This is a genomic window from Desulfolutivibrio sulfodismutans DSM 3696, from assembly GCF_013376455.1.
GTDB classification, from domain to species: Bacteria; Desulfobacterota; Desulfovibrionia; order Desulfovibrionales; family Desulfovibrionaceae; genus Desulfolutivibrio; species Desulfolutivibrio sulfodismutans.
The window spans coordinates 3,653,369-3,675,513 of sequence record NZ_CP045504.1 but is presented as its reverse complement, the minus strand read 5'-3'; the positions used below and the strand labels follow the sequence as shown (position 1 = coordinate 3,675,513).

17 protein-coding genes are annotated in these 22,145 nt (G+C 66.6%); 16 read left to right on the top strand and 1 reads right to left on the bottom strand.

Annotation, left to right across the window (positions count from 1 at the left end):
* Nucleotides 1-71 precede the first annotated feature (71 nt).
* The 5 genes from GD606_RS16855 to GD606_RS16835 all read left to right on the top strand — a co-directional run bounded on the left by GD606_RS16855 (nucleotide 72) and on the right by GD606_RS16835 (nucleotide 4,616).
* Entirely contained in the window at nucleotides 72-1,295 is a 1,224-nt protein-coding gene (locus GD606_RS16855) for a PAS domain-containing sensor histidine kinase (RefSeq protein ID WP_163303441.1), read from the top strand.
* A complete protein-coding gene (locus tag GD606_RS16850) occupies nucleotides 1,292-1,948 on the top strand; it encodes a response regulator transcription factor (protein WP_163303440.1) in 657 nt (218 codons plus the stop codon). The genes GD606_RS16855 and GD606_RS16850 overlap by 4 nt, the downstream gene beginning before the upstream one ends.
* Before the next feature lie 346 nt (nucleotides 1,949-2,294).
* Complete coding sequence (locus GD606_RS16845) at nucleotides 2,295-2,444, top strand: hypothetical protein (RefSeq protein WP_163303439.1); 150 nt, start codon at nucleotides 2,295-2,297, stop codon at nucleotides 2,442-2,444.
* Nucleotides 2,441-2,872 (top strand): hypothetical protein, encoded by a 432-nt coding sequence (locus GD606_RS16840; RefSeq protein ID WP_176629331.1) that lies wholly within the window; start codon nucleotides 2,441-2,443, stop codon nucleotides 2,870-2,872. Before GD606_RS16845 ends, GD606_RS16840 begins: the two co-directional genes overlap by 4 nt.
* Nucleotides 2,873-3,002: 130 nt before the next feature.
* The gene (locus GD606_RS16835; RefSeq protein WP_163304018.1) at nucleotides 3,003-4,616 is read left to right on the top strand and encodes a glutamate synthase-related protein; all 1,614 of its coding nucleotides are present in this window, start codon (nucleotides 3,003-3,005) and stop codon (nucleotides 4,614-4,616) included.
* Between the two features lie 44 nt (nucleotides 4,617-4,660).
* Here the strand turns inward: GD606_RS16835 and GD606_RS16830 are convergent, their stop codons facing one another.
* Entirely contained in the window at nucleotides 4,661-5,677 is a 1,017-nt protein-coding gene (locus tag GD606_RS16830; RefSeq protein ID WP_163304017.1) for an alpha-hydroxy-acid oxidizing protein, read from the bottom strand.
* Nucleotides 5,678-5,913: 236 nt separating this feature from the next.
* On the opposite strand from GD606_RS16830, the gene GD606_RS16825 reads away from it, so the two are divergent.
* From GD606_RS16825 to ldhH, 11 genes are all read left to right on the top strand, one after another.
* Nucleotides 5,914-8,727 (top strand): hybrid sensor histidine kinase/response regulator, encoded by a 2,814-nt coding sequence (locus tag GD606_RS16825; RefSeq protein ID WP_176629330.1) that lies wholly within the window; start codon nucleotides 5,914-5,916, stop codon nucleotides 8,725-8,727.
* Nucleotides 8,712-10,298 (top strand): sigma-54-dependent transcriptional regulator, encoded by a 1,587-nt coding sequence (locus tag GD606_RS16820; RefSeq protein WP_163303380.1) that lies wholly within the window; start codon nucleotides 8,712-8,714, stop codon nucleotides 10,296-10,298. Before GD606_RS16825 ends, GD606_RS16820 begins: the two co-directional genes overlap by 16 nt.
* 72 nt (nucleotides 10,299-10,370) lie before the next feature.
* Nucleotides 10,371-10,709, top strand: a complete 339-nt coding sequence (locus GD606_RS16815) for a type II toxin-antitoxin system RelB/DinJ family antitoxin (RefSeq protein ID WP_163303381.1) — start codon at nucleotides 10,371-10,373, stop codon at nucleotides 10,707-10,709.
* The gene (locus GD606_RS16810) at nucleotides 10,631-10,897 is read left to right on the top strand and encodes a type II toxin-antitoxin system YafQ family toxin (protein ID WP_163303382.1); all 267 of its coding nucleotides are present in this window, start codon (nucleotides 10,631-10,633) and stop codon (nucleotides 10,895-10,897) included. Before GD606_RS16815 ends, GD606_RS16810 begins: the two co-directional genes overlap by 79 nt.
* A gap of 474 nt (nucleotides 10,898-11,371) precedes the next feature.
* Nucleotides 11,372-12,754: an FAD-binding oxidoreductase gene (locus GD606_RS16805; RefSeq protein ID WP_163303383.1), complete on the top strand. Its 1,383-nt coding sequence runs from the start codon at nucleotides 11,372-11,374 to the stop codon at nucleotides 12,752-12,754.
* Between the two features lies 1 nt (nucleotide 12,755).
* Nucleotides 12,756-14,087 carry a (Fe-S)-binding protein gene (locus GD606_RS16800; protein WP_163303384.1) on the top strand — a complete coding sequence of 444 codons (1,332 nt, stop codon included), beginning with the start codon at nucleotides 12,756-12,758 and terminating at the stop codon, nucleotides 14,085-14,087.
* Entirely contained in the window at nucleotides 14,084-16,189 is a 2,106-nt protein-coding gene (locus GD606_RS16795; protein WP_163303385.1) for an acetate--CoA ligase family protein, read from the top strand. Before GD606_RS16800 ends, GD606_RS16795 begins: the two co-directional genes overlap by 4 nt.
* A gap of 17 nt (nucleotides 16,190-16,206) precedes the next feature.
* Entirely contained in the window at nucleotides 16,207-17,274 is a 1,068-nt protein-coding gene (locus tag GD606_RS16790; protein ID WP_163303386.1) for a phosphotransacetylase family protein, read from the top strand.
* 245 nt (nucleotides 17,275-17,519) lie between these two features.
* On the top strand, nucleotides 17,520-19,151 hold the full coding sequence (locus GD606_RS16785) for an L-lactate permease (protein WP_163303387.1): 1,632 nt from the start codon (nucleotides 17,520-17,522) through the stop codon (nucleotides 19,149-19,151).
* Nucleotides 19,152-19,225: 74 nt separating this feature from the next.
* Nucleotides 19,226-19,855: a LutC/YkgG family protein gene (locus GD606_RS16780; protein ID WP_163303388.1), complete on the top strand. Its 630-nt coding sequence runs from the start codon at nucleotides 19,226-19,228 to the stop codon at nucleotides 19,853-19,855.
* 3 nt (nucleotides 19,856-19,858) lie between these two features.
* Nucleotides 19,859-22,012 (top strand): L-lactate dehydrogenase (quinone) large subunit LdhH, encoded by a 2,154-nt coding sequence (ldhH, locus tag GD606_RS16775; protein WP_163303389.1) that lies wholly within the window; start codon nucleotides 19,859-19,861, stop codon nucleotides 22,010-22,012.
* Nucleotides 22,013-22,145: the final 133 nt, after the last annotated feature.

Here is a 22,145-nt window from a genome sequence, read left to right as displayed (position 1 = left end):
GGAGGACCGGCCGTCCCGCGCGGCCGGTCCCATGCCTTCCGCTTCCAGGTGAAAGCGGCTATGCTTGCGGCATGAGCATCGACCCCGCAACGCCTGACGACGGCGACGCCGACGCCCTGCGCCGGGCCATGGTCGTGTACCGCACCGTGGCCGATTTCACCTACGACTGGGAGGTGTGGCTGGGCCCGGACGGCCGGGCGCGCTACGTCTCGCCGTCGTGCGCCCGCATCACCGGACGGTCCCCGGAAGAGGCCCTGGCCGATCCGGATTTTTTCGCCCGGGTCATCCACCCCCACGATTTTCCGGGATGGCGCGCGGGCCTGGACCAGGCCCGGGAGGCGGGCGCGCCGTCCATGGATTTCCGCATCCTGCGCCCGGACGGGGCCGTGGTCTGGGTGGCCCAGGAGACCACAAGGGTGTCCGGCCCGGACGGCGAACCCATGGGGCTGCGCCTGAGCCTGCGCGACGTGACCGACCGGGTGGCCGCCCAAAAGGCCCTGCGCGAGGCCAACGAGCGCCTGGAAGAGCGCGTGGCCGCGCGCACGGCCGAACTTGTGCAGGCCAACGCGGACCTGCGCCGGGAGATCACCCGGGGGGAAACCGCCCGCAAAAGCCTGGAACAGTCCCGGCAGCGCATCCGCAACCTTTCGGCCCATCTGCGCGACAGTGTGGAGCAGGAACGCCGCCGCATCTCCCGGGAGATCCACGACGAGCTGGGCCAGACCCTCACCGCCCTGTCCATGGGGCTTTCCCGCCTGGGAAAGCGCCTGCCCCCGGACGACACGGCCCCCCGGAAACACATCGCGGACATCGCCGCCCTGGCCGAAAGCGCCCTTTCCACCGTGCGCCGCATCGCCCGGGAACTGCGCCCGGCCATTCTCGACGACCTGGGCCTTAGCGAGGCCGTGTCCGCCCATGCCCGGGCCTTTGCCGCAAGCGCCGGGATCGCCGTTGAGGTTGAGACGGCCGAGGCCATGCCGGGCATCGACCCGGAACAGGCCACGGCCCTTTTCCGGGTGCTTCAGGAGGCCCTGACCAACGTGGCCCGACACGCCGGGGCCAGCCGGGTGCGGGTGCATCTGTCCGCCACGAAACGCGAGATGCGCCTTGTGGTGGCCGACGACGGCCGGGGCGCGCCGCACAAGGCCCTTGACGATCCCACGGCCTACGGCATCCTGGGCATGCGCGAACGCATGCGCTTTTTCGGCGGCGACGTGGACGTGCGCCCGGCCAAAAACGGCGGGATCACGGTCACGGCCGTGCTGCCCCTGGCCCGCCGGAGAAAAACGCCATGACCCCGAACAAGCGCGAGAAGGACGCCGCCCTGGTCGTCCTGGTGGTGGACGACCACGCCGTGGTGCGCCGGGGAACCATGGACATCCTGGCCGACATGCCCCGGGAGTTCCGTTTCCTGGAGGCCGCAACCTCGGCCGAGGCCCTGGCCCTGGTCCGGGCCCATCCCTGCGGTCTGGTGCTCCTGGACCTGTCGCTGCCCGACGAAAGCGGTTTTGCGACCCTGGCCGCCATCCGTGGCCATGACCCGGAACTGCCGGTCATCATCTTAAGCATGCATGTGGAGGCCGAATACGCCCGGCGCGCCCTGGCCCTTTCGGCCAACGGCTATCTGGGCAAGAACTCCGCCCCCGGCGAGCTGGCCCAGGCCATCGAAAAGGTGCTCTGCGGCGAGACCTACGTCAGCCCAGGCCTGTCCGGCGAACTGACCACCCAGGGCGGCCCGGGCGGGAAATCCCCGCGCCTGTCGCCCCGGGAGCGCGAGGTCATGCACCGCCTGGCCCGGGGCGAGAAGCTCACCGACGTGGCCGCCGCCATGCGGGTCACGGTGCAGACCGCCGGAACCTACCGGACGCGCATCATGAAAAAGCTCAACCTGCGCACCACGGCGGACTTTTTCCGCTACGCCCTGGAAAAGGACGACATCCTGCCCTAGCGCTGCGTCCGGGACTGTCTGTCGTGTTTCAACAAGCAGCAACACCTTGAATTCGTTTCGTTTGTAAACGCCTGACCCTGCGCACTGTGAAAAATACCCCCGTGTTTTTCACGGGCGGGCATCCCCCGTGAGCTGTCCGCATGCGCTGCCGCCTGCGCAGATTCCCCGCTTGCGGAAGCCGTACGGGCAGCCGCTTTGCCCCCTCTTGTCCCCGGGCCGGGTCTGTCGCGACTGTCGCGTCTGTCGAACCTGTCGCGCCTGTCTGAAGATTCCGACAAATTTGCGGGCAAACGCGTTTCCCGCCACAGTCTCGCCCATCATCCCGGAACCGGCTGGTGGACGCGCCATGAACCTGCTTGCGACATCCTTATTCTGGGCCACGGCGGCCATTGTGGCCGTGTTGGCCGTGGCGGCGCTGGCGATCATCCTGCGCCAGGGGCGGCATCTGCCCCAGGATTTCGACTTCGACCGGCACAAACGCTTCGAAAACCGATGAACCCCGCCGAATCGTCCTCCCGCAAAGACCGCCAAGACGCCCCCGCGACGCCGTGGCTTCCCGGCCACCCCCTGTGGGAAGCGGCCTTCGATCCGCCCCATCTGGGCATCCCGGCCAACCCCACGGCCTCGGCCCGGGTCGTGGACCACCAGGGCGGTTTCATCGAAATCTTCGTCAGCGTCGCCAAGGGCCGCATCGTCGACGCCGGATTCCTGACCAGCCTGCCCGGCCCGGGCATGGCCGCCGCCTCCCTGTGGTGCGCCGCCGTCCTGGGGGCCTCCCTGGCCGAGGCCGTCAAGGCCCCGCCCAAACCCCCTCCCGGCCTCCCGGCCGTGCATGAACTGCGCCGGGCCGTCCGCCTCGCGGCCAGGGCCGGTCAGTCCGCCCTGGTGCGGGCCGCCCGCCCCCCCGCGCCGCACAACGGTTGACCTCCTGACGTCGCTTTCAAGGGGCCGCCGCACGAGCCCGCAACAGCCTCCGGGCCGGGACCATCCGTCCCGCCCGGCCTTCCCTTACACCACGACACGGCCCCTTGGCCGCCAAAGGAGACCCCCCGCCATGCAGCCCCAAAAAACCAACGACGTCCTAGGAACCGCCAACCGGGGCACGCCCGCCGAATCCGGCCTGTGTACCCTGTGCCGCGCCGACTGCGCGGGCAAATGCGAGACCTGGCTGTCCTGCCTGCGCGGCCGGGACATGCTCTATCCCCGGGACTTCGGCATAATCACCGCCGGGAGCGCCAACACCGACCCGCAGGGCGTGTCCTACGCCTCCCTGCGCCTGGCCGGACGCGTCCTTGGGCCCGGCGACGACGCCGAACGCATGTTCACCGGCGTGGATCTTACCGCCACGTTTGGCCGCGAACCGGGCCTGGCCGTGGGCCTGCCCCTCATCACCGGGGCGCTGGGGTCCACCCGGGTGGCCGCCGTCTACTGGAACGGACTGGCCGTGGGCTGCGCCCTGTGCGGCGTGCCCCTGGTCATCGGCGAAAACGTGGCCGGCATCGACCCAAAGGCCGAATTCAAAAACGGCCGCCTGACAAAGGCCCCGGAACTCTCCCGGCGCATCGCCGTTTATCGCCAATATGCCACGGGCACAGGCGGCATCCTGGTGCAGCAGAACGTGGAGGACGCCAAAAACGGGCTGGCGGAATTTCTGGCCGAGTCCCACGCCGGTGAGGTGGCCATAGAGCTCAAGTGGGGTCAGGGGGCCAAAAGCATCGGCGGCGAGATCAAGGTGGGCAGCCTCGAACAGGCCCGGTTCCTGGCCACGCGCGGCTACGTGGTGGACCCCGACCCGGACGACCCGGCCGTGGCCCGGGCCTTCGCCGACGGCGCGGTGCGGGCCTTCGCCCGGCACAGCCGCCTGGGGCATGCCGATCTGGGCGACTTCGAACGCCTGCGCGAATCCTTCCACGCCACCGTCAGCCGCCTGCGCGCCCTGGGATTTTCCCGCATCACGCTCAAAACCGGGGCCTACGGCATGGACGGGCTGGCCATGGCCGTCAAATGCGCCGCCGAAGCGGGCCTCGACCTTTTAACCATCGACGGCGCGGGCGGCGGCACGGGCATGAGCCCCTGGAACATGATGGACCACTGGGGTATCCCCTCCCTCCATCTGCACGCCAGGGCCCGTGAATTCGCGGCCGTCCTGGACCGGCGCGGGGTCAAACCCGCTGACATGGCCTTTGGCGGAGGCCTGGCCCGCGAAGACCACATCGTCAAGGCCCTGGCCCTGGGCGCGCCCTACGCCAAGCTGGTCTGCCTGGGCCGGGCGCTCATGATCCCGGCCTTTGTGGGGGCCAACATCGAAGGGGTGCTGTTCCCGAAAAAACGCGCCGCCGTAAACGGCCTGTGGGACACCCTGCCAAAGGCCGTCTCCGAACGCGGCACGACCCCCGAGGCCATCTTCGCCGGATACCACGCCCTGCGCGGACGCCTGGGCGACGACGCCATGCGCGAGCTCCCCCTCGGGGCCATCGCCTTCTGCACGCTCATGGACAAGCTCGGGGCGGGCATCCAGCAATTCCTGGCGGGCATGCGGCGCTTCGCCGTCACCGACCTGGCCCGGAACGACGTGCTGGCCGCCAACCGCGAGACCGCCCGCGAAACCGGCCTGGAGCATATGGCCGAGTCCGGCCTGGAACAGGCCATGCGCATTCTGGAGGCGTAACAGATGTGGCGCGAAGGGGCGGACGCCCCTTCGCGCCACACAGACTATCTTCGCAGGATGGAAGGCTCGACATGCGAGGCGTCGGCCGTGCCGGTCAGAATCATGGCCGCCGCAAGCTCGGCCCGCATGGCGTCGAGCAAAAGCGCGACGCCTTCGGCCCCGCCGCCCACGGCCCCGACGATGAGCGGACGGCCCACCAGCACGGCCTGGGCGCCGAGCGCCAGGAGTTTGAGCACGTCGGCCCCGGTGCGCACCCCGCCGTCGGCCAGGATCGCGGCCCGGCCGCCCACGGCGGCTGCGATTTCGGGCAGCACCTCGGCCGCGCCCGGGGTGTGGTCCAGGATGCGGCCGCCGTGGTTGGAGACCACGATGCCCGCCGCCCCGGCGTCAACCGCCGCCAGGGCGTCCTCCACGGTCATGACGCCCTTGACCAGGAAGGGGAGCTGCGTGGCGCTGATGAGGGCAGCCAGTTCGTTACGGGTCTTGGGGCCCACGGGCTGGCCCTTGAGGGCCATGGTCACCAGCCCTGCGCCGTCGATGTCCATGCCGACAAAGGCGGCGTGGGCGGCCCCGGCCCTGGAGAGGCGGGCCAGCACCTCGCCGTGCTCCCGGGGCTTGATGATGGCCCCGCCCCGGCCGCCGTGGCGGGAAAGGGCGGCCAGCCCGCTGTCGAACATGGTGGGATCGGCCCCGTCGCCGGACATCCCCACGGTTCCGGCCCGCAGACAGCCGTCCACGATGGCCTCGATGAAGTCGCCCTCGGTCATGGGCGCGCCGAAATTATAGGTGCTTCCGGTCATGGGCGCGCCCAGGATCGGCATGGACAGATCCAGGCCGAACAGGGATACGGCGGTTTTGGGCTGGGTGACATGGTGGATGGTGCGCATGTTGAAGCGCCAGGCGGCCAGGGCCTCAATATTGGCCGTAAAGCCGTGCCCCGTTCCCGCGCCGCCCATGCCCGGCACCTCTCCGGCGCAGGCCCGGCCGTCGCAGCGGCGGCACACCCGGCAATATCCCTTGAGCCGCTCCCGGGCGGCCGCGCGCAGTTCCTTTTTGTCCATGGCTTCCTCCTCGGTGTTTCCTGGCAGGCGCCGTGCAGACCGGCGCGGAAAGAGGTTGTAGCCGCCTTGTCCGCGCCCGGCAAGACGTGGGCGGCCGGGCCGTTTGCACCGCCAGGGGCAACGGCGGCGGCAACGGCGACGGCGGCGGCGGCGTCTTGACCTTTGCCGCCGCATTGCCCACAATCCGGCGATTTCGCGCCCTGCGGCGACAGCCGCGCCGCGCGTCGGAGACCCCCATGCCCCCTGTCCCGCCCACAGCCGCCCCGGCCCGCACCGCTTTCGCCTGGAACGCGCTGTGGTCCGTGGCCGTTTTGGCCGCAGGCCTTTTTTGCCTGGCTGCGGCGCAGTGGGGCATGGCCGCGTCCGAGACCGCCCCCCCCTCCCCTGTTGCGGCCACCGCCGTGGGACCGCAAGCGCCGCGCGCCGCGAAAAAAAACGTCCTCTACCTCAACTCCTACCAGCCCGGCTACAAATGGTCCGATGAGATCTTCGAGGGCATCCGGGAGGTGCTGGCCAACCAGACCGATCCCCTGGTGGACCTGCAGGTGGAATACATGGACTCCAAGAAGTATTCCGGCCCCATCCTGCGCCAGGGGCTTTTCGACCTGTACAAATACAAGTTCCGGGACACCTCCTTTTCCGTGGTCATGGTCTCGGACAACTACGCCTTTGAATTCGCCCGGCAGTACGCGGCCGAACTGTTCCCGGGCGCGCCCATCGTGTTCTGCGGGGTCAACGACCTGCGGCCGGACATGATGGCCGGGCGCACGGACATGACCGGGGTGGAGGAGCGCTTCGACCTGAAGGGCACCCTGGATCTGGCCCTGACGCAAAATCCCGGGAAAAAACGGCTCATTGTCATCGGCGACCGTTCGGTCACCGGCATCGCCATCGCCAACCAGGTGCGGGCCCAGTTGCCGCCCTACCACGACCGGCTGGAATGGGAGTTCTGGGACTCCTACCAGTTGGGGGAGATCCTGGGGCTGGTGGAGCGGGTTCCGGCCGACGCCATGATCTTTTTCATCCCGTTTTACCAGGCCATCGGCGACCGCTTTTATTCCGCCGAGGAGGTGGTGGCCGAGATCGGCGAGCATTCCGACGCGCCCATCTACACCTGCTGGGACTTTCTGGTCGGCTCGGGCACCGTGGGCGGCCGGGTGCTCAAGGGCCGGGAGCATGGACGGCTGGCCGCCTCCATGGCGCTGCGCATCCTGGAGGGAACCCCGGTCGCGGACATCCCGGTGGTGGCCCAGGTGGGCGACCTGTATCTTTTCGACTACAACGGCCTCAAGCGCTTCCACATCCCCGAGAGCGACCTGCCCCTTGGCAGTGAAATTTTAAACAAACCCTATTATTTCTTTCGCATAAACCCCCAAATCTTCTGGATCATCGTGGTGGCCCTGGTCATCCTGGCAGCCACCCTGGTCTTTTTGGTCATCAACATCTCCCGCCGCCGCAGCGTGGAGGAGAAAATCCGGGCCCAACTGTCCTTTCTGACCCTGCTTCTGGACAACATCCCCCAACTCGTCTTCTGGAAGGACCGTGACCAGCGCTACCAGGGGGCCAACAAGGCCTTTGCCGCCTTTTTTGGCCTGTCCGACCCGGCCGTGGTGGTGGGCAAGACCAACCCCGAGGTGCTGCCCGGCTGGTGGGACCATGCGGGCATGGCCGAAGAGGCCGACCGGGAGGTCATGCGGAGCGAGGCCCCCAGGCGACGCATGCGTCTGGCCTTTCCCCGGGGCGATGGGGAGCAGGCCTGGCTGGAGCTCAACAAGGCGCCGCTTCGCGACCGCAAGGGCCAGGTGGTGGGCACTCTGAGCACGGCCGAGGACGTGACGGACAAGGAGCGCCTGGAGGCCCAGCTGCGCCAGTCCCAGAAGATGGAGGCCGTGGGCACCCTGGCGGGCGGGCTGGCCCACGACTTCAACAACATCCTGACCACCATCATCAATTCCACGGAGATGGCCCTTTTGGATCTGGCCCCGGACTCCCAGGCCGCCGCCGACCTGCGCCGCGTCTTGACGGCATCGAAGCGCGGCGGGGGCATCGTGCGCCAGATTCTGACCTTTAGCCGACCGTCGCGGGAAAACTTCCGCGACGCGGACATCGCCGGGGCGATCATGGAGGCCACGGGCCTTCTGGCCGCCAGCCTGCCGGGCCATATCCGCCTGGAGACGGACATCCAGGTGGTCCAGGCCGTGTGCCGGGCCGACCCCAACCAGATCCACCAGGTGGTCATGAACCTGTGCACCAACGCCTATCAGGCCCTGCGCGGCCACCTGGGCGCTGGCGGCCGGGGCGGGGTGATCCGGGTGGTCCTGTGCTCCACGCGGCTGCCCGCCGAGGAGGCCCTGCTCCTGGATCTGCCCGAGGGCCGGTACCTGCGCCTGACCGTGGCCGACGACGGCCCGGGCATTTCCCCGGAGATCATCGACAACATTTTCGATCCCTTTTTCACCACCCGCAAGGACGACGGCGGCACGGGCCTGGGGCTGGCCGTGGTGCAGGGCATCGTGCGCAACCACAACGGCCGGGTGGCCGTGCTCTCGGCCCCGGGGCGGGGGGCGTCGTTTTCGGTCTACCTGCCCTGCGGCGGCGACGGCGACGCAGCCCTCGACGGCGACGATCCGGCGGCCCTGCGCGGCGCCGAGCGGGTGCTTTTCGTGGAGGACGACGCGTCGCTTCTGGAGACCGTACCCCGGGTGCTGGCCGCCTTTGGCTATCGGGTTACGGCCGCGCCGGGCGCAAAAGAGGCCCTGGCCGTTCTGGCCAAGTCCGGCGGCGACGAAAACGCCCCGGGGTTCGACGTGGTGGTGACGGACTTCGACATGCCCGGCGCCAGCGGCTTCGAGCTGGCCCAGGCCCTTTTGCGCGAGGCCCCGGGGGTGCCGGTGGTAGTGGTTTCGGGCCGGTTCCGCGACGTGCGCGGGGCCGACCGGCCGGAAAACGTGCGCGAGATCGTGCTCAAGCCCTATGACGGGGCCGCCCTGCATGCGGCTATCCGCCGGGCCCTGGGTGAAGGAGGGGGGGCGACGTGCCGGACATTTTGATCATCGACGACGATCCCGAGATCCGGCAGACCATGGCCGCCCTGGCGGCGCGCATGGGCCTGACCTGCGACGCGGCCGCCACCCTGGCCCAGGGATTGGCCAGGCTGTCCGGGGCCCCCTTCGGGGTGGTTCTTTTGGACGTGGGCCTGCCCGACGGCAACGGCCTGACCGCCCTGCCGCGCATAAAGGCCCTGGACGACGCCCCGGAGGTCATCATCCTGACCGGCCTTGGCGATCCCGACGGCGCGGAGTTGGCCATCCAGGCCGGGGTCTGGGACTATCTGGTCAAGCCTTCGTCGATCAAGGAAATCATGCTGCGCCTGTCCCGGGCCCTGGCCTACCGGGAGCAGAAGCGCCAGGGCCAGGGACCGCTGGCCCTGGACCTGACCGGGGTGGTGGCCGAGAGCCCGGCCATGCGGCCCTGCCTGGATGCTGCGGCGGCGGCCGCCGCGTCCCAGGCGGCGGTGCTGATCACCGGCGAGACCGGCACGGGCAAGGAGCTTTTCGCCCGTTGCATCCATGCGAACAGCGCCCGGGCGCGCGGCCCCTTCGTGGTGGTGGACTGCGCCGCGTTGACCGAGTCCCTGGTGGAGAGCACGCTTTTCGGCCATAAAAAGGGGGCCTTCACCGGCGCGGACGCCGACCGCACGGGCCTGGTGGCCGCCGCCGACGGGGGCACGCTTTTTCTGGACGAGGTGGGGGAGATGCCCTTAACCCTGCAAAAGTCCTTTTTGCGCGTCCTGCATGAGCGGCGTTTCCGTCCCGTGGGGTCGCTGACCGAGGCGGCCAGCGATTTCCGGCTGGTTGCGGCCACCAACCGCGATCTTTCGGCCATGATCGACACCGGGGAGTTTCGCCGCGACCTGTTTTTCCGCTTAAAAACCATTTCCCTGGAGCTGCCGTCCCTGCGCCAGCGCCCCGAGGACGTGGCCCCCCTGACCCTTTTTTGCCTGGGCCGCCTCGGCGACCGCTACCGGTTGCCGCAAAAGGGTTTTGACGCCGATTCCCTGGCCATCCTCCAGGAATACGACTGGCCGGGCAACGTGCGCGAGCTGGAAAACGTGCTGGAGCGGGCCTTTGTGGCCGCCGGGCGGGAAAAGACCCTCTATCCCATGCACCTGCCCCAGGACGTGCGCATCCGGGTCACCCGGCGAAGCCTGGTCCGCTCCCGGGAGCAGGCCGCCCCGGCCACGGAGGCCGCGACGCCGGACGCGTCCGGCCCGTCTGGCGCGTTTGGGGTGTCCGGCGCGTCGGCAGGGACCGACGATCCCACCGGGCAGACCGAACAGACAGGGCCGACGGCTCGGCAGACGGCGGCGCAGGACCGCGACGCCGCCCCCCTGGCCGGGCTCTTCACCAGCCCCCTGCCCACCCTGCGGGACTTTCGCGAGGACATGGAGCGCATCTATCTGCACCGCCTGCTGGCGGAATGCGGCGGCGACCTCAAAAAGGCCATGGAGGCGTCGGGGCTGTCGCGCTCCCACTTCTACGCCCTGCTCAAGAAATCCGAGGCGGGCGAATCGCCCGATGACCCCGTCCCGGCCACGACCCCGGCCACGACCCTGGATTGACATTTGGACACTTTGTAGCCACATTGTATCCATGAGATTGCTGTTCTCCACCCACGCACAGGATGGCCCGCCATGAAAACCGAAGTGATCCGCGCCCGGGTCGATGCCGGTCTGAAGCAGGACGTCGAGGGGATTCTCGACAGCCTGGGCATGACCCAAAGCACCGCCATCACGATGTTTTACAAACAGATTCTGCTGCATAACGGCCTGCCGTTTTCGGTGAAAATTCCCACGGCCGAGACCGGACGGGCCATTGACGAAGCCCTTTCCGGGAAAAATCTTTCCACCTTCGCCTCTTCTGATGAACTTTTCGCAGCCCTGAAGGAGACGCAATGCGCTTCCAATTCACCAGAAGGTTTGAACAAAGTTTCAAGAAAGCGCACAAAAGAGGAAAAGACATCGGAAAGCTAGAGCACATCATGGACTGCATCATCCAGGGCCAGCCGCTTCCGCCGCGCTGTCGCGACCACCTGCTTGAAGGCAACTTCAAGGGCGTACGGGAATGCCACGTCGAGCCGGACTGGCTGCTGCTGTATTTCCAGGACGCAGACCGGATCGTCTTTGTGGACACAGGGACACATGCCGACCTGTTTCGCTAGCGAAAGCGTCCACGCCCGTGAGACACGCTCATTTGAGAAGCAACAACCTGGGATACTTACTTTTTTGTCAATGAATACGGGCATCTTGCTCCACGTTGCGCCACATGTTGGTCGGCCTGCCTCCTTCCTCACGGCCATGTCCGAAAAATCGGACTGACCCAGTCCCGTCTGAAATATCGGACAGACTTTCCCTTTACCTCCGTCCCCTTTGATTCTATCCTCAATAGATCGGAAAATTCACGGCCAGGGCGGCTTTCGCCCGATTCCAAGTCCTGTCCGCACCCGCGCGGGCATCTGTCCGAAAAATCGGACGGCCCTGGCCCAGCCTCTCCGCCTTTCTTGCAACAGGCTGTCATTTCTCGACTTCTTAAAAATGCGCGTCCCGGCACGCAAGTTGCCTAGGGCTGTCTGACGTGCACACGATTGGCGCGTCCGGCCGACCACGGCGCACAACAACCCCCTAACGGAGTCCCCATGACCACACACGCCCTTATCAAGGATTTCCAGGAGGCCCTGGGCAAGGACAACGTGCTTGGCGCCGAGGCCGACCGCTACGCCTATTCCTACGATTCCGCCGTGCTCGAACCGGCCGTGCCCGGGGTCGTGGTCCGTCCCACGGACGTGGCGGGCCTGGGCAAGGTCGTCAAGCTGTGTAACGACGCCGGGGCGCCGCTGACCGTGCGCGGTTCGGGCACCAATCTCTCCGGGGGGACCATCCCCAAGACCGGCGGGGTGGTCGTGCTCACCGGCGCGCTCAATAAAATTCTCGAAATCAATACCGAAGACCTCTACGCCCGGGTCGAACCGGGCGTCATCACCGCCAAGTTCGCGGCCGCCGTCCAGGCCAAGGGGCTTTTTTATCCCCCCGATCCGGGCAGCCAGGCCGTGTCCACCCTGGGCGGCAACGTGGCCGAGAACGCCGGGGGCCTGCGTGGCCTGAAATACGGCGTGACCAAGGACTACGTCATGGGGGTCCACTTTTTCGACACCGACGGCGAACTGATCAAGGCCGGGGGGCGCACGGTCAAGTGCGTCACGGGACTAAACCTCACCGGGCTCATGGTCGGGTCGGAAGGGACGCTTGGGGTTTTAAGCGAGATTTTTCTGAAGCTTGTGCCGCCGCCCGCCGCCGCCAAGGCCATGATGGCCATCTTCGACGACGTGGAGGCCGCCTCCCAGACCGTCTCGGCCATCATCGCCGCCAAGATCGTGCCCGCCACCCTGGAATTTCTGGACAACTTCACCATCCGCACCGTGGAGGACTTCAGCCACGCCGGGCTGCCCATTGACGCCAAGGCGCTCCTTCTCATCGAGGTGGACGGGCATCCGGCCATGGTGGCCGAGGACGCGGCCAAGGTGGAGGAGCTGTGTCGCGCGCACGGGGCAAAGCGCATCCAGGTGGCCAAGGACGCCGCCGAGCGCAACAAGGTCTGGGAGGCCCGCCGGGCAGCCCTTTCGGCCCTGGCCCGGGTGGCTCCCACCACGGTGCTCGAAGACGCCACCGTGCCGCGCAGCCAGATCCCGGCCATGATCAAGGCCCTGGACGGCATCGCGGCCAAATACAAACTGACCATCGGCACCTTCGGGCACGCCGGGGACGGCAACCTGCACCCCACCATCCTGACCGACAAACGCAACGCCGAGGAGTGGCGCCGGGTGGAGGACGCCGTGGACGAGATCTTCGACGTGGCCCTGGCCCTTGGCGGCACCCTCTCGGGCGAGCACGGCATCGGCCTGGCCAAGGCCAAGTACCTGGAGAAGGAAACCACCCGGGGCACCATCCTGTATTCGCGCCGCCTGAAAAAGGCCCTCGATCCCAAGGGCATTCTCAATCCCGGCAAGATCATGGGGGAATGACATGGGCGACGTCAAAGAACTCCTGCGACTCTTAAGCGAGATCGACGACTCCCTGGTGTCCTGCATGCGATGCGGCATGTGCCAGGCCGTGTGCCCGGTCTATGCCGAAACGGGGCTTGAGGCCCATGTGGCCCGGGGCAAGATCGCCCTCCTGGAGGGCCTGTCCCACGAGGCCCTCAAAGACCCCCAGGCGGTCATGGACCGGCTGGACATGTGTCTTTTGTGCGGCTCCTGCGCCGCAGGCTGCCCAAGCGGCGTCAAGGTTCTGGACATCTTCCTCAAGGCCAAGGCCTTTTTGGCCGGATACCTGGGCCTGCCCCCGGCCCAGAAGGCGATTTTGCGCGGGCTTCTGGCCCACCGCAAGGTCTTCGATTCCGTTATGACCGTGGCCTCGAAGCTTCAGGGGCTGGTGACCAAACCGGCCAACGAGGTCATCGGCTCCTCCTGCGCCGTCTTCGGCGCAAGCCTGCTCGGCGGACGGCACTTCATGCCCCTGGCGGACACAGCCTTCCACAAGACCATGGCCGCCAAAAGCCTGCCCGCCAAAAACGGCCAGCCCACCGTGGCCTTTTTCTACGGCTGCATGGTGGACCGCATGTACCCGCGCATCGGCCAGGCGGTCATGAAGGTGCTGGCCCACCACGGGGCCGGGGCCTTCGTTCCGGACGCCCAGGTCTGTTGCGGCATTCCGGCCCTGTCCGCAGGGGATCTCCAGACCTTCGAAAAGCTGGTGAAGGAAAACATCGCCGTCTTCGCCGACCAGCCCTTCGACGTGCTCATCACCCCCTGCGCCACCTGCACCTCCACGATAAAAAAAATCTGGCCCGAGATGTGCGACGGCCTGCCCGGCGCGACCCGGGCCGCCGTCAAGGAACTGGCCGCCAAAACCATGGACGTCAACGAATTCCTGGTGAAAAACCTGGGGGTTGCGGCCTCCGCGACACCTTCCCGGGACGCCAGGACCAAGGTCACGGTGCACGACCCCTGCCACCTCAAAAAGTCCCTGGGGGTCTTTGCCGAACCCCGGGCCGTCATCGCCGCCAATCCGGGCATGGAGATCGTGGAGATGGCCGCCCCGGACGCCTGCTGCGGTTGCGGCGGTAGCTTTACGCTCAAACACTATGATATCGCCGGGCGTATCGGGAAACGCAAACGCGACGACGTGGTCTCCACCAACGCCTCGGTGGTGGCCGCCGGGTGTCCGGCCTGTCTGCTCCAGATAAGCGACATGCTGTCCAAATCCGGCGACGCCGTGGCCGTCATGCATCCCGTGGAAATCTACGCGCAGACCCTGGATGAAGCTCGTCCGGGGACGGGAGGAAACACGCCGTGAGCGAAGTGGCGCATTTGGACGCTCTTTTTCACCCCCAGACCGTGGCCGTGATCGGGGCCTCGGAAAAACCCGGCAAGATCGGCCACACCGTGGTGGCCAACATGATCGAGGCCGGATTTTCCGGGCGCATCATTCCGGTCAACCCCAAGGCCGACGAGATACTGGGGCTGCCCGTGGTCAAGGACGTGGCCGACCTGCCCGACGGGCTGGATCTGGCCGTGGTCACCATCCCCGTGGCGGCGGTCTTGCCCGCCATGGAGATCCTGGCCGCAAAACAACTCAAATCGGCCATCGTCATCACCGCCGGGTTCAAAGAGGTGGGCGGCGAGGGCTACTACCTGGAAAAAAAGCTGGCCGACCTGTGCCGGGAAAGCGGCATCGCGCTGATCGGCCCCAACTGCCTGGGCGTGATCAGCACCCCAAGCCAGGTCAACGCCTCCTTTGCCGCCGGACAGCCCGGGGCCGGGAAGATCGCCTTTTTCTCCCAATCCGGGGCGCTGTGCGTGGCCATTCTGGACTGGGCCCTTGGGGAGAACATCGGCTTTTCGCGGTTTGTCAGCCTGGGCAACAAGGCCCTTTTGAGCGAGGCCCACATGCTGGCGTTTTTGCGCGACGACCCGCACACCAACGTCATCCTGGGCTACATCGAAAACGTGGAGCACGGGGCGGATTTTATGCGCGAGGCGGCCGCCGTGACGCGCGAAAAGCCGGTGATCATGATCAAGTCCGGCACCACGGCCGCAGGGGCCAAGGCCGCCTCCTCCCACACCGGGGCCATCGCCGGGTCGGACCAGGCCTACACCGCCGCCTTCAAAAAAACCGGCATCATCCGGGCCGGGGACGTGGAGACGCTTTTTAACCTGGCCCAGGCCTTCTCCACCCAACCCCTGCCCGAGGGGCCGGGGCTGGTTCTGGTCACCAACTCCGGCGGTCCCGGCATCCTGGCCGCCGACGCCTGCGAAAAATCCACCCTGTCCATGGCCCGCTTGAGCCTCTCCACCGTGGAGCGCCTCAAGGCCTTTCTTCCGGCCTACGCCTCCCTCTACAACCCCGTGGACCTCATCGGCGACGCCGACGCCGAACGCTACCGCAAGACCCTGGCGGTGGTGCTCGACGATCCCAACGTCCATGCCGTGCTGGTCCTTTTGTGCCCCACCTCCTCGGCCCAGATCGAAGAGACGGCCCAGGCCATCATCGACAACGCCGCCACATCCTCCAAACCCATCTTCGCCTGCTACATGGGCGGGGTGCGGGTAGAGCCGGGCCGCAGGATGCTGCTCGCCGCCGGAATCCCCTGCTATGCCTTTCCGGAACCGGCCATCAGCAGCATTGAGGCCATGCACGGCTACAACCAGTGGAAGAAAACCCCCGACCCGCACTTTCCGGCCATCTTCGGCAACACCGAGGAGGCCGCCAAGGTGCTCGCCGCCGTACGCGACCGGGGCGACGTGGAGGTGGTGGAGTTCCAGGCCCAGGAAGTCCTTCGGGCCTATAACCTGCCCACCCCGAAGACCATCCTGGCCCGCTCCAGCATAGAGGCCGTGGCTGCGGCCGAGAAGATCGGCTACCCCGTGGTCTTAAAAATCGCCTCGCCCCAGATCTCCCACAAGTCCGACGTGGGCGGGGTCAGGGTCAACCTGGGCGACGAGACTGCGGTCAAAAACGCCTTCCTGGACATCACCGCCCGCACCCAGCGCCTGCGCCCCGACGCCTACATCGCCGGCTGCCTGGTGCAGGAAATGGCCCCCAAGGGCGCCCGCGAGGTGATCATCGGGTTTAAGCGCGACGACCAGTTCGGGCCGCTGCTCATGTTCGGCCTGGGCGGCATCTACGTGGAAATCTTAAAAGACATCTCCTTCCGTCTGGCCCCCTTAAGCGTGGAGGACGCCCGAAACATCATCCGGGAAATCAAGTCCTACATGCTGCTCAAGGGCGTGCGCGGCGAGCCTCCGGTCAACTTTGCGGCCATTGAGGGCATCCTCTTAAGCATGTCCCGCATCGCCACGGATTTCCCGGAGGTCTACGAAGCGGAGTTCAACCCCGTTTTGGTCAACAACGAAAAGGCCCTGGTGGCGGACGTGCGCCTCACCCTGAAGGCCTAGACGACGGAGGATATGCCATGACTGGTCTCTATATCGGCTCCACTTCCGGCTACTGCGGGAAAAATCTGTTGGCCTTGGCGCTGTGCCTGCGGTTTCGCGAAGACGGCCTGCGGGTGGGCTACATGAAGCCCGTGGGGGCCATGCCCCGGCTCGTGGACGGCGAACTGGGCGATGACGACGCCCTGTTCATCAACGGCGTGCTCGGCCTCGGGGCCTCGCCTGCGGACATGACCCCGGTTCCCGTGACCAAGGACTTCCTCATGAAGGCCTTCGCCGGGGAGTGCGGCGTGCTTATGCCCTCCATCACCGCCGCCTACCACAAGCTTGCCGCCGACAAGGACGTGATGATCGTGGGCGGTTCCGGCAGCTACCTGTATTCCGGCACCTATTGCGGCGTGGACGGCGTGTCCGTGGCCCGCTCCCTCGGGGCCAAGACGATCCTCGTGGACCGCTTCCGCAGCGAACTCAACTACGACTATCTGGCGGCGGCCAAACACGCCGCAGGCGACGATCTGGCCGGCGTCATCTTAAACGACGTGCCCGAGCATTTCCGGGCCGAGGTGGACGAACTGATCAAGCCGTTTCTGGCCCGCCGGGGCATCGACGTCTTGGGAGTGATCCCCCACGACCCGGTCATGAGCGGCATGCGGGCCGGGGATCTGGCCGAGCGCCTGGGCGGGCGGCTGGTGACCATGTCCGCCGGGGTGCACAATCTGGTGGTGAATTTCCTCATCGGGGCCATGAACGTGGAAAACTTCCTGGCCTTTTTCCGCAAACGCAAGGACGTGGCCGTGATCTGCGGCGGCGACCGTTCCGACCTTCAGCTTGTGGCCCTGGAAGGGGGCGCTGCGGCCCTGGTTCTCACCGGCAACCTCTACCCCAACGACATCATCCTGACCAAGGCCGAGGCCGTGGGCGTGCCGGTGATCCTGGCCCGGGACGACACCTTCAGCGTGGCCAAGAAAATGGAGACGCTCCTTTTCAGCGAAAAGCTGCGCGACCCCACCCGGGTCGGCCACGGGGCCAGGCTCATCAGCCAGGCCCTGGACTATGCGGCGCTGAAGGCCAAGCTCGGGTTGGCCTAGGACGCCGACCTGCGGCGCGCCAGGGGGCGTGGTTTCGGAACAGTCCTTCTTGATGAGGCAAAGGTTCGACATGATATAGGTTTTGCCTGCGCGCGATGGTTTTGGAAAGCGCCACATGGTTTCCACCGTTTTTATCGGGACCGGCCGGCCCGGACAAAACGGATCGCCTCGGCTTCGCGGCATGTTCGCCTCCTCCTGTGGGGAGGGGACGCGGGACGCATCAACCTTCAAGGAGGATCACGCACATGACCTGGGTGCAGCAATACCAACCCCTGGGGAGCTACCTGCTCTCGGCCCTCGCGGCGGGCATTCCCCTGTACATCCTGTTCTACATGCTGGCCGTGAAACGCGCCGCCGGACACAAGGCCGCCTTCCTGGGCACGCTGGCCGCCGTCATCCTGGCCATCGCCGCCTGGGGCATGCCCGTGGGGCTGGCCGTCAACGCCACCCTCTACGGCGCGGCCTTCGGCCTGTTTCCCATCGTATGGATCGTGGTTACGGCCATCTGGATCTACAACATGACCGTGGAATCAGGGGAGTTCGACATCATCAAGAACTCGCTCGCCCGCATCACCGACGACCGCAGGCTCCAGGCCATCTTCATCGCCTTCGCCTTCGGCTCGTTCATCGAAGGCACGGCCGGGTTCGGCACCCCCGTGGCCATCACCGCCGCCATGCTGGTGGGCCTGGGGTTCAACCCCCTGTACGCCGCAGGCATCTGCCTCATCGCCAACACCGCGCCCGTGGCCTTCGGGGCCATCGGCATCCCCATCGTGGTCGCGGCCCAGGTCACGGATCTCGACCTCATGCGCCTGAGCCAGATCGTGGGCCGTCAGTTGCCCCTTTTGTCGGTCATCGTGCCGCTTTGGCTGTCCGTGACCATGTGCGGCTTCAAACGCTCCATGGAAGTCCTGCCGGCCATCATCGTCTCGGGCGTGTGCTTCGCCGGTTCCCAGTTCATCGTCTCCAACTTCGTCGGCCCCTACCTGCCGGACATCATCTCGGCCATCGTGACCATCGTCGGCCTGGGACTTTTCCTGCGCGTGTGGAAGCCCAAAAACGTTTGGCACTTCCCGGACGAGCCGCCGCCCGACGCCAAGCTCATGGCCACCAAGTTCACCGCCGGGGAAGTCCTGCGGGCCTGGACGCCGTACATCATCCTGGCCGTCATGGTCTTTTTGTGGGGCCTTGATTCGGTCAAGGCCATCCTTGCTCCCGTAAGCCTCAAGTTCTCCTGGCCGGGGCTGCACAACCTGGTCATCAAGACCGCCCCCATCGTGGCCAAGGACACCCCTTACGGCGCGGTCTACACCTTGAACTTCCTGTCCGCCGCCGGGACCGCCATCCTCATCTCCGGGCTCATCTCGGTGCTGTTCATCCCCAACTACGGCTACGGCAAGGCCATGGCCTGCCTCAAGCGCACCATCATCCAGTTGCGCTACCCCATCCTGACCATCTCCATGATCCTGGGCCTGGCCTACATCATGAACTTCTCGGGCATGAGCTCCTCCATGGGGTTGGCGTTCACCGCCACGGGCGCGCTGTTCCCGTTCTTCGCCCCCATCCTTGGCTGGCTGGGCGTGTTCCTGACCGGCTCGGACACCTCGTCCAACGCGCTGTTCGGCGCGCTGCAAAAGACCACCGCCCAGCAGATCGGTGTGGACCCGGCCCTGACCGTGGCCGCCAACTCCTCGGGCGGCGTCACCGGCAAGATGATCTCACCCCAGTCCATCTCCGTGGCCACCGCGGCCTCGAACATGGTGGGCCGCGAGGGCGACATCTTCCGCTTCACGCTTAAGCACTCCATCGCCATGCTCCTGGTGATCTCGGTTCTGACCCTGCTTCAGGCCTATACGCTGAAGTGGATGCTGCCCTAGCCCCTGACTCATAAAAACCCGGCCCGGACGCGGACAGCCGCATCCGGGCCGGTTCTCCCTTGCAAGGACCGCCCATGGACGCCCCCGCCGATCTGACCCAGCTTTTCAAGACCAAGGCCGAACTCGTCTCCGCCGTCACCGTCACGGCCGACAGCATGGCGAATGCCCTGGCCTACGTGGTAGAGGCCTGCGAGAAAAAGGACGCCTGCAAGCTCCTCCTTTCAGGCTGTGAGGCGGACCTGTCCGCCCCGGCCGCCGACCTGTGCCAGACCGTCACCCAAAAAACCATCGCCGCCCCGGACCTCTCGGACGCAGACTTCGCCGCCCTGGGGAACCTGTGCGAGGAAAAAGGCTTTCGGCTCATCCGCGAAGGCCTGCGCAACCACCTGGGCGGCATCGACGTGGCCGTGACCATGGCCGACGCCGGGATCGCCGAGACCGGCACCCTGGTTCTGCGCTCCCGGGACGAGGAACTGCGCATCGCCACCATGGTGGCCGAGGTGCATGTGGCGCTTCTGCCCGTATCCGCCATCCGGGCCGCCTCAACGGACGTGGCGCCCCTTCTGCAGGAATGGATGCGCGACCCGCCGGACTACACCTCGTTTATCACCGGGGCCTCCCGCACCGCCGACATCGAACGCGTCCTGGCCCTTGGCGTCCACGGGCCCCTGGAACTGCACATCGTCTTTCTCACGGAGGCCTAAGCCATGCAGACCGCCAAAGACATCAAAGGCTACCGTCAGGAGCTTCGCGAGGCGCTCTCCAACGAATTTCAACGCACGGCCATGGACAACTTCGCCATGTTCTACCGGGGGGCCCGGGCCCGGGCCTTCGCCGGGATGGACCTGCCGGGCATGATCGCCGATGTGGCCGCCGCCAAGGACGCGGCCATGGCCCATCTGGACCAGCTTTTGGCCGAGTTCACGGCCAACGCCCAAAAGGCCGGGATCACCGTGCATGTGGCCGCCACGGGTGACGAGGCCAACGCGATGATCGCCGACATCGCCCGGGCCGAGGGCGTCAAAAAGATCGTCAAATCCAAGTCCATGACCGCCGAGGAGACGCTTTTAAACCACCGCCTGGAGGCCGACGGATACGAGGTCACCGAAACGGACCTGGGCGAATGGATCATCCAGCTTCGCCACGAAGGCCCCACCCATATGGTCATGCCCGCCATCCACCTGTCCCGGGCCCAGGTGGCCGACCTGTTCACCACCGTCACCGGCCAGAAACAGGACGTGGACATCCCAAAGCTCGTCAAGGTGGCCCGGCGCGAACTGCGCCGCAAATTCGTGGAAGCCGACATGGGCATCTCCGGGGCCAACTTCGCCCTGGCCGACACCGGAACCATCGGCATGATCACCAACGAAGGCAACGGCCGTCTGGTCACCACCCTGCCCCGGGTCCACGTGGCCCTTATCGGCCTGGACAAGCTCGTGCCCTCCCTTTCCGACGCCCTGAAAATCATCAAAGTCCTGCCCCGAAACGCCACGGCCCAGGCCATCTCCTCCTACGTCACCTGGATCACCGGCCCAAACGCCTGCGCCGCCGCGCCAAACGGCAAAAAGTCCATGCACATCGTCTTTCTGGACAACGGACGCCGCCGCCTCGCCGCCGATCCGGTTTTCTCCCAGGCCCTTCGCTGCGTGCGCTGCGGGGCCTGCGCCAACGTCTGTCCCATCTACCGCCAGGTGGGAGGACACACCTACGGCCACATCTACATCGGGGCCGTGGGACTGGTCCTGACCTATTTCTACCACGGCCGGGACAAGGCCAAGAACCTGGTCCAGAACTGTCTCAACTGCGGGGCCTGCAAGGCCGCCTGCGTGGCCGGGATCGACCTGCCCTACCTCATAAAAGAGGTCCACGCCCGCATCCTGGCCGAGGAGGGCCGCCCCTTCCAGAACACCGCCCTGTCCCTGGCCATGCGCAACCGAACCGTTTTCCACGGCGCGCTTCGGGCCGCGAGCCTCCTGCAAAAGCCCGTCACCGGCGGCACGCCCTACCTGCGCCATCTGCCCATGTTTTTCGCCAAGGACCAGGAGTTCCGCGCCCTTCCGGCCATCGCCGCCAAACCGCTGCGCGACCGCTGGGCCGACATCAAGCCCCGCCCCGCCACCTCCACCATCAAGGCCGCGCTGTTCTCCGGCTGCGTCCAGGACTTCGTCTACCCCGAACAGGCCGAGGCCGCCGTGTCGCTGTTCCACGGCCGCGACGCCGATCTCGCCTATCCCATGGACCAGACCTGCTGTGGTCTGCCCGCGCTCATGATGGGCGAGAAAAAGACCGCCAAGGATGTGGCCCTGCAAAACATCACCGCCTTCGACGACTGCAACTGCGACTACATCCTGACGCTTTGCGCCTCCTGCGCCTCGCACCTCAAAAAAGGCTACCCGCGCCTTTTGGCCGACAATCCGGTCCACGCCCAGGCCGCCGAACGCTTCGCCGCCAAGATTATGGATTTTGCCACCTTCGCCCGCGACATCCTCAAGTTCGCGCCCGCCGACTTCACCGGCCCGGCCACAAAAACCGCTCTGCACGCCCCCTGCCACCTGTGCCGGGGTCTGGGCGTCACCGAGGCGCCGCGCGACATGCTCAAAATCGCCGGGCTCGACTACGCCCCCTACGACGAGGAAGACGTGTGCTGCGGCTTCGGCGGCACCTTCTCGCTGAAGTTCCCCGAGCTGTCGGCCGAGATCCTCAAGAAAAAGCTGCATAACGTCGCCGCCACCGGCGCCACGCTCCTCGTCACCGACTGCCCCGGCTGCGTCATGCAACTGCGCGGCGGCGCGGACAACCTGAAGATGAATATCACGGTCAAGCATAGCGCCGAGGTGCTGGCCGAGAGGCTGAAGAAGTAAGGGGAAAGAAGAGGCGGGGCTGCCGCCCCGCGCCCCGCCCGGGGGGAATCATTCCCCCCGGCCCCCCCGCTAATTCTTTCCCCCTATCTTCTCACGTTCCAGGCAATTCATCCCCTTTTTCCAGTATTCACCG